Source organism: Faecalibacter bovis (genome assembly GCF_017948305.1).
Lineage (GTDB): Bacteria > Bacteroidota > Bacteroidia > Flavobacteriales > Weeksellaceae > Empedobacter > Empedobacter bovis.
Window position 1 is genome coordinate 1,742,501 of sequence record NZ_CP072842.1, and the last position, 17,711, is coordinate 1,760,211.

General features: G+C 30.8%; 16 protein-coding genes and 1 rRNA gene. 12 read left to right on the forward strand and 5 right to left on the reverse strand.

Annotation, left to right across the window (positions count from 1 at the left end):
• The first annotated feature begins 55 nt into the window (after positions 1-55).
• The 5 genes from rrf to J9309_RS08395 all read left to right on the forward strand — a co-directional run bounded on the left by rrf (position 56) and on the right by J9309_RS08395 (position 3,862).
• A 5S ribosomal RNA gene (rrf, locus tag J9309_RS08375) occupies positions 56-163 on the forward strand.
• Positions 164-376: 213 nt separating this feature from the next.
• A complete protein-coding gene (locus J9309_RS08380; protein ID WP_230475436.1) occupies positions 377-1,333 on the forward strand; it encodes a FecCD family ABC transporter permease in 957 nt (318 codons plus the stop codon).
• Complete coding sequence (locus J9309_RS08385; protein ID WP_230475437.1) at positions 1,333-2,316, forward strand: ABC transporter ATP-binding protein; 984 nt, start codon at positions 1,333-1,335, stop codon at positions 2,314-2,316. The genes J9309_RS08380 and J9309_RS08385 overlap by 1 nt, the downstream gene beginning before the upstream one ends.
• Positions 2,285-2,974, forward strand: a complete 690-nt coding sequence (locus J9309_RS08390; RefSeq protein WP_230475438.1) for an SDR family NAD(P)-dependent oxidoreductase — start codon at positions 2,285-2,287, stop codon at positions 2,972-2,974. The genes J9309_RS08385 and J9309_RS08390 overlap by 32 nt, the downstream gene beginning before the upstream one ends.
• Positions 2,975-3,049: 75 nt before the next feature.
• Positions 3,050-3,862: a GLPGLI family protein gene (locus J9309_RS08395; protein WP_230475439.1), complete on the forward strand. Its 813-nt coding sequence runs from the start codon at positions 3,050-3,052 to the stop codon at positions 3,860-3,862.
• A gap of 28 nt (positions 3,863-3,890) precedes the next feature.
• On the opposite strand, the gene J9309_RS08400 is transcribed toward J9309_RS08395, so the two are convergent.
• The 4 genes from J9309_RS08400 to aroB are packed head-to-tail and all read right to left on the reverse strand — an operon-like array spanning position 3,891 to position 7,100.
• Entirely contained in the window at positions 3,891-5,225 is a 1,335-nt protein-coding gene (locus tag J9309_RS08400; protein ID WP_230475440.1) for an MATE family efflux transporter, read from the reverse strand.
• A complete protein-coding gene (locus J9309_RS08405) occupies positions 5,203-5,577 on the reverse strand; it encodes a hypothetical protein (protein ID WP_230475441.1) in 375 nt (124 codons plus the stop codon). The genes J9309_RS08400 and J9309_RS08405 overlap by 23 nt, the downstream gene beginning before the upstream one ends.
• Positions 5,578-5,618: 41 nt before the next feature.
• On the reverse strand, positions 5,619-6,029 hold the full coding sequence (gene msrB / locus J9309_RS08410; protein WP_230475442.1) for a peptide-methionine (R)-S-oxide reductase MsrB: 411 nt from the start codon (positions 6,027-6,029) through the stop codon (positions 5,619-5,621).
• 18 nt (positions 6,030-6,047) lie between these two features.
• Complete coding sequence (aroB, locus tag J9309_RS08415; RefSeq protein ID WP_230475443.1) at positions 6,048-7,100, reverse strand: 3-dehydroquinate synthase; 1,053 nt, start codon at positions 7,098-7,100, stop codon at positions 6,048-6,050.
• A 178-nt stretch (positions 7,101-7,278) separates the two neighbouring features.
• Here aroB and J9309_RS08420 point away from each other — a divergent pair, with 178 nt between their 5' ends.
• The 7 genes from J9309_RS08420 (at position 7,279) to J9309_RS08450 (ending at position 15,130) form a co-directional block, all read left to right on the forward strand.
• A complete protein-coding gene (locus J9309_RS08420; RefSeq protein WP_230475444.1) occupies positions 7,279-8,424 on the forward strand; it encodes a GlmU family protein in 1,146 nt (381 codons plus the stop codon).
• Positions 8,425-8,558: 134 nt separating this feature from the next.
• Positions 8,559-9,599, forward strand: a complete 1,041-nt coding sequence (locus tag J9309_RS08425) for a PLP-dependent cysteine synthase family protein (protein ID WP_230475445.1) — start codon at positions 8,559-8,561, stop codon at positions 9,597-9,599.
• 77 nt (positions 9,600-9,676) lie between these two features.
• The gene (locus J9309_RS08430) at positions 9,677-10,936 is read left to right on the forward strand and encodes an aminotransferase class I/II-fold pyridoxal phosphate-dependent enzyme (RefSeq protein WP_230475446.1); all 1,260 of its coding nucleotides are present in this window, start codon (positions 9,677-9,679) and stop codon (positions 10,934-10,936) included.
• Positions 10,937-11,099: 163 nt separating this feature from the next.
• The gene (gene serC / locus J9309_RS08435; protein ID WP_230475447.1) at positions 11,100-12,170 is read left to right on the forward strand and encodes a 3-phosphoserine/phosphohydroxythreonine transaminase; all 1,071 of its coding nucleotides are present in this window, start codon (positions 11,100-11,102) and stop codon (positions 12,168-12,170) included.
• 83 nt (positions 12,171-12,253) lie between these two features.
• Positions 12,254-13,204: a D-2-hydroxyacid dehydrogenase gene (locus tag J9309_RS08440; RefSeq protein WP_230475448.1), complete on the forward strand. Its 951-nt coding sequence runs from the start codon at positions 12,254-12,256 to the stop codon at positions 13,202-13,204.
• Positions 13,205-13,220: 16 nt separating this feature from the next.
• Positions 13,221-14,468 carry a DUF1015 domain-containing protein gene (locus J9309_RS08445; protein ID WP_230475449.1) on the forward strand — a complete coding sequence of 416 codons (1,248 nt, stop codon included), beginning with the start codon at positions 13,221-13,223 and terminating at the stop codon, positions 14,466-14,468.
• Positions 14,469-14,470: 2 nt separating this feature from the next.
• Positions 14,471-15,130 (forward strand): YggS family pyridoxal phosphate-dependent enzyme, encoded by a 660-nt coding sequence (locus tag J9309_RS08450; protein WP_230475450.1) that lies wholly within the window; start codon positions 14,471-14,473, stop codon positions 15,128-15,130.
• A gap of 51 nt (positions 15,131-15,181) precedes the next feature.
• Here the strand turns inward: J9309_RS08450 and J9309_RS08455 are convergent, their stop codons facing one another.
• Positions 15,182-17,578 (reverse strand): outer membrane beta-barrel family protein, encoded by a 2,397-nt coding sequence (locus J9309_RS08455; protein WP_230475451.1) that lies wholly within the window; start codon positions 17,576-17,578, stop codon positions 15,182-15,184.
• Positions 17,579-17,711: the final 133 nt, after the last annotated feature.

Consider the following 17,711-nt stretch of genomic DNA (forward strand, 5'->3'; position numbering starts at 1 on the left):
TAATAATGTTAATAATATATTAGGAATTAAACCTAATTAAAAATATCTAAGAAATTAGGGTGGTTATAGCGAAAGGGCTCACCTCTTCCCATTCCGAACAGAGAAGTTAAGCCTTTCAGCGCCGATGGTACTGCTATTGCGGGAGAGTAGGTCGCCGCCAGTTTTTAAAAATAATCCTCAATCATTTAATTGGTTGGGGATTTTTTGTGTTTATATCTTACGTAAATTATATAATTAAAATGATGAGTCGTAGTTAATATTAATTTCATTATTAAAAATTATCGACAAAGTATAATTGTATAAATAGACTATACTTGATAGTTTAATTATATTTGCTCTGATGAAAGAAAAGCGACTTTTTTACCTTATATTTTGTTTGACGATTTTTTTATTTTTCTTTAGTTTAACCATAGGAAAAGTAGCAATTCCGTTTGCGGATATATTTGATTCGACAGATGAAGTAACACGAAATTTAGTTTTAAATTATAGATTACCTAAAAGTATTACAACTGTATTAGTTGGTTTATCCTTGCCAGTAGCTGGATTTTTATTGCAAGAATTGTTTAAAAATCCTTTAGCTGAACCTTCCGTTTTAGGGATTACATCCATGTCTAGTTTAGGAGTTGCAATAGTTGTTTTTTTATTCGCATTAATAGGACTAGACGTTTGGTTAAATAATCCTTGGATATTAATTTTCGCCTCATTTATTGGCTCTTTATTCGCTTTATTTTTGATTTTATTATTGGCAAATAAAGTAACATCATCAGCTTCATTAGTTATCTTAGGATTTATGCTATCTGGAATTACGGTTGCAATTATTGGCTTGTTGCAATACTTTTCAACTTCCGAGAAAATTAAAACTTTCTTAATGTGGGGATTTGGATCATTAAGTGGATTGTCTTGGGATCAAATTTTAGTGTTTGCATTGTTTGTAGGGATTGGATTGATCTTATCATTATTCACATTAAGAGGGATTTCAGCCTTATTATTAGGCGAAAAATACGCGCAATCAGTTGGGATTAATATCAAAAAAATACGTTTATTAATTTTATTTTCATCAGCAATCTTAACTGCATCTGCAACTGCTTTTACTGGTCCAATTGCATTTATAGGTTTAGCAGTACCACATATTTGCAGATCAATTTTGAAAACAGGTGATATGAGAATGTTATTCCGTTGGATAGTATTATCTGGTGTTTTTGTGATGTTATTATTTTCAATCATTACAGATATGTTTCCTTTTGGAACCTTACCAATCAACATAATCACCTCGTTATTTGGTGCGCCAATCGTAATTAGTATTTTGTTAAATCATAAATACGAGGTTAGGTAATGGAGTCAATTATTAAATTAGATGCTTTGACGATTGGTTATCGCAAAACTTCACTTATTAAAAATATTTCAACATCTGTTTCTAAGAATGAATTAATTGTAATACTTGGTAAAAATGGAGTTGGTAAATCCACATTAATTGAAACAATTTTAGGATTTATTTCTCCTATAAATGGATCGATTTATTTTAAAGATCAATTACAATCAGAATTAAATGCATCTGAAATAGCCAAAGAAGTAGCCGTTGTATTTCCAAAGCTAAATGTAATTCCAAATATTTCAATTTTTGAGACGGTAGCATCTGCTAGAATTACGCATCATCAAGTTTTAAAAAAATATTCAGAAAATGAAATAAGTTTCATTAATGAAATGCTGAATTTAGTAGGTATTTTAAATTTGAAAGATAAATTTCTGACAGAAATTAGTGAAGGGCAATTGCAGTTGGTTATGATCGCACGAGCGCTTTGTCAAGATACATCTTTGATAATTTTAGATGAACCTACAGCAAATTTAGATTTAGAAAATCAGTTTAAGATTTATGAATTAATAAATAATTTAAAAACTAAAACTAATAAATCTTTTGTGATGATTACACACGATGCGCAATTAGCCTTGAATTATGCTGATAAAATTTGGTGGATAGAAAATCAGTATTTATTTGACGGAATACCAGAAGAAATAGCTTATGAACATAGCATTATTGAAAAACTTTCAGGAAATTATTTAAAATATAATTTAATTTCAGATTCTTATCAAAACATTAGAAATTCGGAAAAGAGAATCCACGTTAAGGGAAACTCAGAATTTAGTTATTGGTTGAAAAGAGCTTTAATTAGAAAAGGATTTCAGATCGATGAAAATGCGTCAAAATTTATGGAGGTCACAGAAAATTGTATCATCTTTGATGAGCAAAAATTTAATTCGATTTCATCATTATTGAACTATTTAGAACATGAAAAATATAATAATAACAGGAGCAAGTAGAGGAATTGGTTACGAATTGGCAAAGAAACATTTGGCTTTAGGAAATCGTGTTTTAACAATTTCTCGTAATGAAAATAAATTAGCAGAATTAAAGGATTTTGCACAAGAAGGTCAGTATGAATTTTTAGGATTAGATTTATCTAATTTTGAAGAAATTTCTAAAGTTTTAGATGCTGTATCAACTTGGGAAAAAGTTGATATTTTATATAACAATGCAGGATTATGTATTAACAAGCCGTTTGCAGAAATGCAGGAAGAAGATTTATTACGTTCTTGGCAGGTTAATTTTATGGCTCCATATCGATTAATTCAGGTTTTATTACCAAAATTCGATCAAACATCGCATGTGGTAAATGTATCAACGATGGGTGCTGTACAAGGATCGGTTAAATTTTCCGGATTATCTGTTTATTCATCTTCCAAATCAGCAACTGTTAATTTAACTGAGTTGTTAGCTGAAGAATTAAAAGAAAATGGACCTCGCATTAACGCTGTAGCTTTAGGAGCTGTGCAAACAGAAATGTTAGAAGAAGCATTTCCTGGATATATTGCACCAACACAACCTGATGAAATGGCAACGTATTTAGTCGATTTTGGTTTGAATGGTTGGAAATATTTCAATGGAAAAACACAACAAGCTTCTATTTCTACACCATAATTATATTTTATTATTTAAATATATATAGCTACCAAATGGTAGCTTTTTTTATATCTTAGAATGAAATACACTATTATGAAACACTTCTTATTAACTTGTTTAAGTTTTACATTATTATATAGTTGTAAAAAAGAAACAGATTATTTAGTTCAATACAATTTTACATTTGCGCAAGATTCATTAAATCCAGCTAACAAATTAACAGAAGAAATGATTTTAAAAACTGATGATAATGGTTTTGCATTTATGCCGAATAATATTTTTTCTAGTGATACAATTCAATTTGATGTTACAACTCTTTTAAATCAAGGTAAATTATCAGCAAGTGATTTATTAATGAAAAACAATGAAATCAATAAACTTAGAATTTACTTTCAGAAAGATTCTGTAAATTATTTTATAAAAACACAAGTTAATAGTCTTTCATATAATTTTAGAGATGATGTTCCAGAAATTAAATGGCAATTAGTTGATGAATCTAAAATGATTAATGATATAGATGTAAAAAAAGCGACTACAACGTTATTTGGAAGAAATTGGACTGCATGGTATGCAGATAAAATCCCAGTTTCTTACGGCCCATATAAATTTCATGGTTTGCCAGGTCTGATTTTAGAATTGAATGATGAAAAGAACCACTTTCACTTCGAAGCTATTTCGGTTGTAAAAGACACAACAACTTACCCAATTTATGATAAATACAATGAAGTTAATTCTAAGCGAATTGAATTTGAAACTGCAATAAAATCTTTTAAAAACAATCCTGTAAAAATTAATATGAAAACAGGAGATAATCTTATAAAAGATGCTGAAGCTTTAGAAACAAGAAAAGAAATATTGAAAGCTAAAAATAACTCGATTGAAAAAGGATTACAGTTTGATTTATAAAATACAGCTACTTGAAAAAGTAGCTTTTTTATTGAATTGAAATTTTAGATTTCATTCGTTGATTAAAAATGTACATCAAAGGAAAACTTCTCATCAACATCCAAATTCCAAAAGCTATCCAAATTCCATGAATTTTAAGACCGTAATAATCCGATATTAATAATGTAGGTATAAATCCTAAAAACGTAGATACGATGAGATTGTTTCGCAATAATTTTGCATCACCCATTCCTTTAAAAAATCCATCAAAAATATAGGCCAATGTATTAATTGGTTGCATCAATAAAACGATCCAAAATACACTTGTGAAAATTTGTAAAACGTCTTCATTTTGATTGAATATTTCGCCAATTGGTCTGTAAAATAGAAATGAAATTGCGACTAATATTAAAGCTATAATCACTGAATATTTAGCGATATCTTTACTTAAATAGATTAGTTGTTGATAGTTCTTTTCTCCAATTAATCTTCCGGCCATAGCATTTCCAGCTCCAGAATATCCATCAATAAAAAAGGAAAAGAATAACCAGATATTCATTAAGATACTTTGTGCGGCAATATAATTTGCTCCGTAACCTGTTGCGTATGCATTGGCAACGAAAAATGCTACATTTAAAGTAGCAGTTCTTAAAATAAAATTGAAACTTAACGAGATGTAAGGTTTAATGAATGGATGAATTTCCTTTCCGGGATTAAATCTAAAATTGGTTTTATTGATGTAATAATAAAATGCCATTACTACCATAATACATTGCGCAAGTAAACTTGAAATAGCTGCACCTTTTATTCCAAATGCAGGAATTATACCTTCGATTCCATAAATTAAAATAAAATTTAAACCAACGTGTATTATTGCAGCAGTTATTCCACATCGCATCGCCCAAACTGTATTTTGTAAGCCTCTAAACGTTCCGAATAATGTTAATGAAATTAAGGTTAATGGAAAACCAAAAGCTCTAATAGAATAGTAATCTATACAATTTTGTAAAACAAGATCAGATGCATTATAGAAGTTGAAAATGTTTTCTGCAAATATTATCGTTGAAATTAAAAGAAATACTCCGATTGCAATATTGAGATACAAAGCTTGCGGAACTAAAGTTTTAATTGATGATAAAGAACCTGAACCATAATGTTGCGAAACGATAGAGGAAATCGAAGTTTTTGTTTGTCCTAATATCCATAATAAACCAGATAAAAAAGAGCCAACAAGCCCAACAGCCGCTAAAGCTTCTACAGAATTTTCTTTTAAATTTCCAACCATAGCAATATCAGTTAATGTAATGATAGATTCAGAAATTCCTGACAGTATAGCTGGTATTGCTAATTGATTAATTTGTTTAAAAGTAATTCTGTGCTGCATTTTTTCTTTGTTGCATTTTCATTAACGAAAATACTGTGATTAAGCATAACCCACAATCGATAAAAATTAGGGAATCTACTTGATATAATTTTAAGTATAAAAAAGCCAATAAAATTGCAATTCCTAAATTTATTAAGGCTTTAAATAATATTGGATTAAAATTAAAATATTTGAATGGTTGTACCCAATTGGCAAATATTAAAAATGCTTTGATTAAAAAATAAGTAATTATGGCTGGATGAATATCTTCCTCAACAGTTAATTTATGTTGAAAAAAGATAACGACTGAAAAAATTGAAATAAATGTTAATACAATAGAATATGGAACTAAATATGGTTTATTAGTTTGCATAAAAAAATGGATGACGTGTTAATTGTCATCCAAGTTACTATTTATTTTTCGTTTTTAAAATCTAAAGAAAGTGAATTAACACAATAACGAAGTCCAGTTTCAGTAGGTCCATCATCAAAAACATGACCTAAATGACCGCCACAATTTCCGCATAAAATTTCTGTTCGAATCATTCCATGCGACTCGTCTCTAACTTCCAAAATTATACCAGATTCAATCTCTTGATCAAAACTAGGCCAACCACAATGGCTATCAAATTTAGAGGTAGAATCAAATAATTCTTCGCCACAACCAGCACAAACATAAATACCATTTTCAAAATGCATATTATATTCGCCTGTAAATGGACGTTCTGTACCCGCTTGTCTTAAAACGATGTATTGGTTAGGCGTTAAAAGCTCTTTCCATTCTTCATCGGTTTTGGTAATATTAAATTGATGTTCTTGATTCATTTTAAAATTTATCTAAAATTATCCAATCCAATTATTATACTTTTCAAAAGCAGTTTTAATTTCTGCCTCATCACAAATAACATTGTAAGAACATTTTCCAATTTTATTAACTAAACTAAAGTTAATAGAATTTTTTTCGTTCTTTTTGTCGTGTCTCATCCATTCCATTAAACTCGGAAAAAGATTCATATCAATCGTACTTAAGGCATATAAACTCGCAAATCCTTCGCAAATTTCTTCACGATCTTCGGTAGATAAAATTCCTTTATTTTCAGCTAAGAAAGCTTCAATAATCATACCTATTACAATGGCTTCACCATGTAATAAAGGGAATTCAGTTTCTAAAGATTCACTTTCTATCGCATGTCCAATTGTATGTCCAAAGTTTAAAATTTTACGTAAACCTTTTTCCAAAGGATCAGATTCAACAACTTGTTTTTTAATTTCGATAGAATCCATGATAAAAGGAGCTAAATCATCCGCGTTATGCGCTAATAACTGAACCAAATTATCCCAATGATCACGATCTTGAATCAATCCATGCTTTAACATTTCTGCTAAACCAGATTTAATTTGTCTTTGCTCTAAAGTTTTTAAGAATTTAGGATCTATTAAAACCATTTCAGGTTGAGTAAAAGTTCCAATCATATTCTTCATGCCTTCTAAATCAATTCCATTTTTACCACCTACAGAAGCATCAACTTGCGCTAACAAAGTAGTTGGAATGTTGATAAATTGGACACCACGTTTAAATGTAGAAGCCATAAATCCACCCATATCCGTTAAAACACCGCCACCTACATTAATTACTAATGTATTGCGATCCGCTCCTAATTCGGCTAATGATAACCAAAGATTATTTACGGTATCAATAGTTTTGTTTTCTTCACCAGCATCAATTTCTAAAATTTCGTAAGTAGAAAGATTATCCAAATCAGCTAATAAAAGAGGTAAACAATGAACATGCGTGTTTTCATCTACCAAAAAAAAGATAGATGAAAAAGAATTTTCCTTTAGATATTGATCCAAAATTGGAGCAATATGACCAAAATATATAGGTGCAGATTTCAACTGGGAATGTATTTACAAAAATGTCTATAAAAGTACGGCGAATAAAGAGCAACTACCAAAAAATAGTAATGATATTTGGGATATAACTGAAATAAATCAGAGTTGATGTGATTTGATACCTAATTATACACTAATATATAGAGAGAATTTTCTAAATTTGTGCCATAATTTTAAGCCAATGAATATTATATTATTTGACGGTAAGCAAAGAGATCATTTACTTCCTTTAACATTCACTAAACCAGTGGGTGCTTTACGAATGGGAATTTTATCATTTGCGGAGCGTTGGGAAAAACTTTTAGATGGGTCGGTTTCATATCAAACACAAGACTATTTACAAGGAAAATTTCAAGTAAATCTAAAAGAAGAAAATATTTATATTAATCCGGCTTATTTTCCAACTGATGCATTTGTTCAAGAAATTAATAACTTAACAAATCATCAGGCACTTATTTATAAAGACGAAGTTATCGCTGCGAAGGCTGAAACTTTGGATAAAGCAACAGATTATATTGATTTTGAATCTGAATTAATTGAAATAAAGTATCCTTGGGATATTTTTACGCATAATTTTCATGCCATTGAATTCGATTATGATTTAGTTACAAAAGGGAGAATTTCCCAACCGATTTCTGATACTAATCGTGTTTTAAATCCAGAACGTATATTTATTGAAGAAGGAGCAAAAGTTGAATTTTCAATTTTAAATGCATCTGAAGGATCAATTTATATTGGTAAAGATGCTGAAATTATGGAAGGATCTATGATTCGTGGTGGATTGGCTTTATGCGAACACGCTAAAATTAACATGGGTTCTAAAATTTATTCAGGTTGTACAGTTGGGCCTTATTGTAAAGTTGGTGGTGAATTGAATAATGCTATATTAATGGCTTATTCAAACAAAGGTCACGACGGTTTTTTAGGGAATGCAGTAATCGGTGAATGGTGTAATTTAGGTGCAGATACCAATAACTCTAATCTAAAGAATAACTATTCGGAAGTTAAAGTTTGGAATTATCCAGCGGGAAAATTCATCAAAACTGGTCTTCAATTTTGTGGATTAATTATGGGTGATTATTCAAAATCTGCAATTAATACTCAATTTAACACAGGTACGGTTGTAGGTGTTTCAGCAAATTTATTTCAAGGAGGATTTCCACCAAATTTAATTAAACATTTTAGTTGGGGTGGACCAAATGATGCTCCGGTATTCGCTTTAGATCGTGCATACGAAGCAGCAGAAAAAATGATGGAGCGTCGTAAAGTTCCGTTTACAGAACAAGATAAAAAAATATTAGAATATATTTTTAACATAAATAATTAACTAAAAATTCATTTGACAAATAGCTAAGAAATCGAGGTTAAATTTCTAAAAGATTAAATATACATGCATATTTTTTAGCAATTAATTAAAAATTCTTAAATTTGCCATTTGTAAGAAAAGTATATTAGTAGATAATGACTGGTAAGTATAACAACGTTTTAGAACTTGTTGGAAACACTCCACTTGTGCGTTTAAACAGAATTAACCAAGACATTCCAGGCGAGGTGTATGCCAAGTTAGAGTGTTATAATCCCGGACATTCAACCAAAGATAGGATAGCATTACATATCATTGAAGAGGCTGAGAAAAAAGGTTTATTAACTCCTGGCGCTACAATCGTAGAAACGACATCTGGTAACACAGGTTTCGCTGTTGCTATGGTTAGTATTGTTAAAGGATACAAGTGTATATTAGCAGTATCAGATAAAACAAAAGCTGAAAAAATTGCTTATTTAAAAGCATTAGGCGCTAAAGTTTTTATTTGTCCTGCGAATGTTCCTGCAGATGACCCTCGCTCATACTACGAGGTTGCAAAGCGAATCGCTGCAGAAACACCAAATTCAATTTATATCAATCAGTATTTTAATTTAGGAAATACTGAAGCGCACTTCTTAACAACTGGTCCAGAAATTTGGGCACAAACAGAAGGTAAAATTACACACTTAATTGGGTGTACTGGTACTGGAGGTACATTAACAGGAAGTGGACGTTATATAAAAGAACAAAATCCTAATGTCAGAGTAATTGGCGTAGATGCTTATGGTTCTATTTTAAAGAAATATCACGAAACGGGTGAAATTGATCCAAACGAAATTTATTCTTACCAAATAGAAGGGATGGGAAAAAATTTAGTTCCAGGAGCTTTAGATTTTTCAGTAGTTGATAAATTCGTGAAAGTTTCTGATGAAGAATCAGCATACACGACTCGTGAATTAGCTCTTAAAGAAGGTTTAATGGTAGGTTATACTTCTGGTGCAGCTACACAAGCGCTTAAACAATTAGCTGCAGAAGGAGAGTTTGACGAAAATTCTGTCGTTGCTGTTATATTTCCAGATCACGGTTCTCGTTACATCACTAAAGTTTTTAGCGACGAATGGATGAATGAACAAGGCTTTAACAATAGCAAATTAAACGGTTTAGAATCTCGTGCTACCGTTGAATACATCAATAAATAAAATAATTTGAATATATTTGAAAAGTAGAAATTGAATCTTTCAGTTTCTGCTTTTTAACTTAAATACAAGATACTACAATGGATATTTTTGAAAGATTAAAACAAAATCCAGGTCCATTAGGACAATTCGCTGATTACGGTGAAGGTTACTACGTTTTCCCACAATTAAAAGGTGAAATCGGACCAGTAATGGAATTCCAAGGAAAAAAAGTTATTACTTGGTCTATCAATAACTACTTAGGTTTAGCAAATCACCCAGAAGTACGTAAAGCTGATGCTGACGCTGCTGCTGAATACGGTATGGCATATCCAATGGGTGCTCGTGCAATGTCAGGTCAAACTGATTTCCACGCTCAATTAGAACAAGAATTAGCTGATTTCGTTCAGAAAGAATCTTCATATTTAATGAATTTCGGTTACCAAGGTATGGTATCGACAATTGATGCTTTAGTATCTAAAAATGATGTTATCGTTTATGATGCAGAGTGTCACGCTTGTATTGTAGACGGTGTTCGTTTACACTTTGGTAAACGTTTTATTTACCAACACAACAACATCGAAAGTTTTGAAAAAACTATTATCCGTGCTCGCAAATTAGCAGACAAGCAAGGTGGTGGTGTTTTAGTTATTACTGAAGGTGTTTTTGGTATGACTGGAAAACAAGGAATTTTAAAAGAAATCGCTGCTTACAAAGACGAATACAACTTCCGTTTATTAGTAGATGATGCACACGGTTTTGGTACTTTAGGTAAAACTGGAGCTGGAGCTGGAGAAGAGCAAGGATGTCAAGATAAAATTGATATTTATTTCTCAACTTTCGCAAAATCTATGGCTGGTTTCGGGGCTTTTATTGCTGGTGATAAAGATATTATCCGTATTTTAAAATATAACTTACGTTCTCAAATCTTCGCAAAATCTTTAACTATGCCAATGGTTATTGGAGGATTAAAGCGTTTAGAGTTATTAAGAAATTCATCTGAATTAAAAGATAAATTATGGCACAATGTAAATAAAATCCAAAACGGTTTAAAAGAACGTGGATTTGATATCGGTGGTTCTGATACTTGTGTTACACCAATCGTATTAAACGGTTCTCCAATCGAGGCTACTGTTTTAGCGAAAGAAATGCGTGAAGAATACGGAATTTTCGTATCTGTTGTGGTTTACCCAGTTATTCCTAAAGGAATGATTATTTTCCGTATTATCCCAACAGCTGTACACGAAGATGAGCACATTGAGTACACGTTAAATTCATTTGCTGAAATTCGTGGAAAATTAGAAGATGGATACTACAAAAGAAAAGCAGAAGAATTAAATGTTGATTTCGTTCAATATTAATATTTTGCAATAAAATACATGAAGCCTTAAACATATTATTGTTTAAGGCTTTTTTTTTTCAAAAACCTGTTAAAAAATCAACTTTTTTTTGAAAGATTATCCTATTCACATTTCATATCTTTGTTAGACACAATTTTCACACAAACAAATACAAACAACTCTTATGAAAGTTCATAATTTTAGTGCTGGTCCATGTATCTTACCACAAGTGGTTTTTGATAAAATGGCAGAAGCATGTTTAAATTTTAATAACTCAGGAACATCTATCTTAGAAATTTCTCACCGTCGTAAAGATGCGGTAGAAGTTATAGATAATGCTCGTGCTTTAGTTAAAGAATTAATGAATGTTCCAGCAACGCACGATGTTTTATTTATGCAAGGAGGTGCTTCGTTACAGTTCCCTACAGTTGCTTACAATTTATTAACTGAAGGTGGAAAAGCTGCTTATTTAGATTCTGGTAAATGGGCTGCTAATGCAATTAAAGAAGCAAAGCGTTTCGGAGAAATCAATGTTGTAGCCTCATCAAAAGAAGATAATTACAATTACGTACCAAAAGGGTATGATATTCCTACAGATGTAGATTATTTCCACTGTACATCAAATAATACAATTTTCGGAACTCAAATGAAAGAGTTTCCAACGACAAACGCTCCGTTAGTTTGCGATATGTCATCAGATATTTTATCAAAGCATGTTGATGTTTCAAAATTTGGAGTGATTTACGCTGGAGCTCAGAAAAACATGGGACCTGCAGGTTCTGCAGTAGCAATCGTTCAAAAAGATTTATTAGGTAAAACAGGTCGTAATATTCCAGATTATTTAAATTACGAAACTCATATTAAGAAAGAATCTTCTTTTAATACTTGGCCAGTAATTGCGATTTACGGTGTAATGTTAAACTTACAATGGTTAAAAGAGCAAGGTGGAGTAGAAGCTATTGCAAAAGTAAATACTGCAAAAGCTGAAGCAATGTACGCTGAAATTGATCGTAATGGATTATTTACAGGAACTGCTAATATCGAAGATCGTTCGCAAATGAATGCAACTTTCGTTTTAAATAATGAAAATATTAAAGCAGAATTTGATGCAATGTTAAAAGAAGCTGGTGTAGTTTCTTTAGCTGGTCACCGTGATGTTGGTGGTTACCGTGCATCTATGTATAATGCTTTACCATTAGAATCGGTTCAGGTTTTAGTGGAAGTAATGAAGCAATTTGAACAAAAATTCGGATAAAATTTTATAGTATTAAGTATGATGTACAATTGTAGTATGTGATACTTAATACTTTTTACAACTTACATTTTACAATAATAACAATGAAAATATTAGCAAATGACGGAATCTCTAAAGCTGGACAAGAAGCTTTAGAAGCAAAAGGTTTCGAAGTAATAACTACACACGTAGCTCAAGAACAATTAGCAAATTATATTAACGATAAACAAGTTGAAGTTTTATTAGTTCGTTCAGCAACAAAAGTTCGTCAAGATTTAATTGATGCGACGAATTTAAAAATGATTGGTCGTGGTGGAGTTGGAATGGATAACATCGATGTAGAATATGCTCGTGAAAAAGGAATTCAAGTAATTAATACGCCAGCCTCTTCATCTCAGTCGGTTGCAGAATTTGTATTTGCTCACATTTTTTCTATCGTAAGAAATTTACACAACGCAAATCGTAACATGCCATTAGAAGGAGATACAAACTTCAATGGTTTAAAGAAAGCTTATGCTAAAGCTTACGAATTACGTGGGAAAACTATGGGAGTTATTGGTTTTGGACGTATCGGAGTTGAGGTTATTCGTGTTGCAATTGGATTAGGAATGAACGTTGTAGTTTATGATAAATTTCCAGCAACTCGCGAAATTGAATTAGATTTCTTTGACGGTCAAACAGTTAAATTTACTTTAACTTCAACTGATTTTGATGAAGTAATTACGAAAGCAGATTTTATTACACTTCACGTTCCTGCGCAAGATGGTTACATCATTGGAGCTAAAGAATTAGCTAAAATGAAAGATGGTGTTGTCATTGTAAATACTGCTCGTGGTGGTGTTATTGACGAATTAGCATTAACAGAAGCAATTGAATCAGGTAAAGTCTTAGGAGCAGGTTTAGATGTTTTTGAAAAAGAGCCTCAACCAGAAATGGGATTATTAATGAATGAAAGTTTATCTTTGTCTCCACATATCGCTGGTTCTACTGAAGAAGCTCAAAGTAGAATCGGAACTGAATTAGCATCGCAAATTGCGAAGTTTTACGGAGTATAAATTTTAAGATTAACCAATGCCACAATTTAGACCTTTTAAAGGAATTCGACCAACTGAAGAAACAGCTCAGGATTTTGTTACAAAATCGGTAGATCGTTATTCGAAAGAGGAGTTAGAAGATAATTTAAATACAAGAAATCAATCTTTTTTACATGTTATTGAACCAACATGGGATAATTCGATTGAAAATGTTAATGAGCGTTTTACAAAAGTCAGAACTGTATTTGATAAACTTGTTGATAATCGAGTTTTGGTTCAAGATAAAGCGTCATTTTATATTTATCAATTAATTCAGCCAAATGGCCGCCAAGTTAAAGGTTTATTAGGATTGGTTAATATTAATGATTATAACGAAAATAAGATTAAGAAACACGAAGAAACTATACATCGACGTGTCGAACTTTTTGCGAATTATTTAAAAGGATCTCACTTACATGCCGAACCAGTATTGTTAACGTATAAACCTGCGCAACGTGTAGATTTATTGTTAGAAACTGAAATGAAGCGTAAACCAACTTTAAAAATTGTTGATGAAGAAGGTGTAGAGCATTTATTATGGCGTGTAGATAATCGTTTAAATCTAAAACAATTCAAAGATTCTATAGAAAAGTTAAATGATCTTTACATTGCAGATGGTCATCATCGTATGTCATCATCAGCGATGTACACAGAAAATATCGCTTCAGAATATGAAGATGAGGTGTATGGTGACGAAACTTTTAATTATACATTAGCGATGTTGGTTTCTAATGATGAATTAATTATTAAAGATTATAATCGTGTAATTAAAGATTTAAATGGTTTAAATAAGGAAGAATTTATTCAAAAAGTTGAAGAAAATTTCGAAGTTATTCCGAAAGGAAAAGAACTATTTGTACCTACAAAAAAACATCATATTTTGATGTATTTAGAAAATGAGTTTTATAGTATCTATCCTAAAAACACAAATTTAGATGTTGAAGGTTTAAGAGAATTAGACACTTATATTTTCGAGGAACATTTATTAAAACCAATTTTAGATATTCACGATACACGAAATGATAAACGTATTGGTTTTGTTGCAGGAACGAAAGATAAAGATGGTATCGAAGTTATAAAACAACAAGTTGATAGCGGAGATTTTGTAGCTGGATTTGCTTTTTATCCTGTTAGTGTAAACGATTTGCAATTAATTGCTGATTTAGGACTGAAAATGCCTCCTAAATCAACATATATAGAACCAAAACCTTTGAGTGGATTTACTATTTTCGATTTGAAAGATTAATTATGAGCATTAAAGAAAATTTAAACCAAATCAATCAATCAATTCCTGAACATGTTACTTTAGTTGCAGTTTCCAAAACTAAACCAGTTGTGGATTTGCAAGAAGCGTACGATGCTGGAATTCGTGATTTTGGTGAAAATAAAATCCAAGAAATGTGCGATAAATACGAAATTTTACCAAAAGATATTCGTTGGCACATGATTGGACATGTACAAACCAATAAGGTAAAATACATGGCGCCTTTTGTACATCTAATTCACGGTGTTGATAGTTTGAAGTTATTAAAAGAAATTAATAAACAAGCTGAAAAAAATAATCGTGTAATTGATGTTTTATTACAAGTTTTTATAGCAGATGAAGAAACTAAATTTGGATTGGATGCTGAAGAGTTAAATGAAATTTTATCTAACGAAATTGAGAATTTACCAAATATAAAAGTTGTCGGATTAATGGGAATGGCAACATTTACAGAAGATGAAAATCAAATTCGATCAGAGTTTAAAACCTTAAAACAACTTTTTGATCATCATCAACCAAATCATCCTGAATTGAAAATTATTTCGATGGGAATGAGCGGAGATTATCAAATTGCAATAGAAGAAGGAAGTACCATGGTACGAATCGGAAGTTCAATTTTCGGACATCGAAATTATACTATTTAAATAAAAAAAACCTGAATCATTTGATTCAGGTTTTTTTATGTTTTTATTTCATCAATTTCCGCCAGCAGCACTTTGTTCTTGGTTAGATTTTGATTTTTCTATATTAAATTGTTTACCAAAATTGTACGCAATACTAAATCGAAAAGTTCGTACAGATTCATTTGTCCATGACGAATATACATCATTCGTTCTAGATGTATAAGTTGGTCGATGATTCTCGAAAATGTTATTTACATTAAACGATAATTGTAATTTTTTATTAAATAACATTGCTCGAATTCCTGCGTTATGCTGTAAATAATCGTTATACGTGTCTAAATCAGAATCAGTTCCTTTTGAGCTATAAGAGTAATTGTAATTTGCAAAAAGTGTTTTAGCTTTATTCAATTCAAAATTATTCGTAAAAGAAAAATCACCATTAATTCCATCTAAAGTATACTTCATACTCGGAATTTTCCCGACTGTTTTGATGTAATAAATATCTGCTGTTAAATTAATTTTCCACCATTTGATAGGTTTAATATTTACAGTTTCACTAAATCCAATACTTGTCGATTTTGCAAAATTAAATGGTTTAGCAATCATGACTTGATTTGATGGATTGTGTTCAGAAATCTGTCCTACAATATCATTAGTCAAACTCATATAGATACTCGAAACAAACATATCTTTGTACGCATGTTCAAACTCAAAGTTATTAGAATACGATGGTAAAACATCAGGATTTCCAGTTTGATAATAATAATCGTTTAACTTAATCAATAGCGGATTCAGATGCCACATGGTAGGGCGATTAATTCTTCTTGAATAATTAACACTAAACGAATGATTTTCTGTTGCTTGATACATAATGTACGCTGTAGGAAATAAATCGTTATTAGTTTTGGTATAACTTATATTTTCCTTGTCCGAAAATGCTTTTATTTTAGCATGTTCATAACGTAATCCAGCTTTAGCACTCCATTTTTCAGAAATTTGCTTTTCAACATCATAGAAAAAAGCATAGATGTTTTCATCGTATTTGAAGTGATATTTGTATTCATCTTCTTCGATAAAATCAGCATCCGTTTTAGTAAAACGTTTATTTTTTGTTTCGTCTTTTCCAATTCTTATACGAGTTCCGTAATTCATTTTCCATGAATTAATCGGATGCTCCATATCTAAACTGAAGTTAAAACGATCTGATTGATAATTATTCTCAGTTAAATTACTTTGAAATTTATTTTCAATAGGTAAGTGATTTGGATAAAATTCATTTGATGTTGCTAAATTATCCGCATCAGAATTATTGTTAGAATAATCAAAATCGAACGTTAATTTTTTACCTTCTGTGTTAAATTTTTTAATTACATGATAATTAAAACCAACATAACGCCAATCCCATTGCGTTCCGGAATGATCTGTTGTTAAATATCTGTTTAAATCATTAGAAGGCAAATCATAAATATAATCTGTCGCTTGTGATAAATTTTGACCTTCACCGATTGAATAATCTAAGTTAAAACCTGTGATTAAAGTTTCAGATATATTATAATCAATGCCAAGTCCAGCGCCAAGATACTTGTTTTTAGAATGGTTGTATCTTTCGCTTTCCCATCTATTGGCTGTATATAAAACGGTATTTGTATTTCCTTGACCAGATTCGTTATCGCCTGTAAAACCACGCGCCGATAATGTCCATTTACCTTTTCTGTAATTAACATTTCCGTTGTAATTAACGCCTGTATAATTCGCATGGCTCAAAGCAGTTGATAAACTACCGTTAAAACTATCTTGTTTCGAATTTTTAAGTACAATATTGATCACGCCACTATTACCAGAAGCATCAAATTTTGCAGGAGGACTTGTAATAATTTCGATTTTATCAATATCTTCAGTACGAATAGTTTTTAGATAATTTGATAATTGTGCAGGTTCCATTTGCATCAATCGATCATTAATCAAAATTGAAACAGCTCCTTTTCCTACAATAGAAACGGCATCAGTATTTTCGTCGATTTTTATGCGTGGTGCAAGTTTTAGGGCATCTAATGCATTGCCGCCTTTAGCGCCTTCCGCTTGATCTGGATTAAATATTAATCGATCTACTTTCTTTTCAATTAATTTTTTTTGACCAGTAACAACTGTTTCAGTTAAAGTAATGTTGTCGCTAATAGGAACTAATATTATTCCTAAATTTCCACCATTTACGCTAACTTCTTGTGTATGTAATAAAATACCATATTGTTCTATTCGAATCGTGTATTTTCCATCATTTAAAGTTGTCGAAAAATAACCTTCTTCGTTAGAACTCGAATCTTGTATTAAATTTTCACCATCTAAAATTAAAATTTCAGCAAAAGATATAGGAGTATTATCCCCAAAAATAAGCGTACCCTTAACCTCTTGTTGACCATAAGCCACAATAGATGTAAAGTAAAAAAGTAAGGAAATACCTATTTTTTTCATTTTCTGGGTTTACTGAATTTTCAATATGTATAAAAGTAAAAACGTTATGTTTTAAATAATATTATAATTTAATAAATATTTAATTTTTGTTACTTTGAAAATTCAAAAATTTATTGTTTTTATAATTGATTTT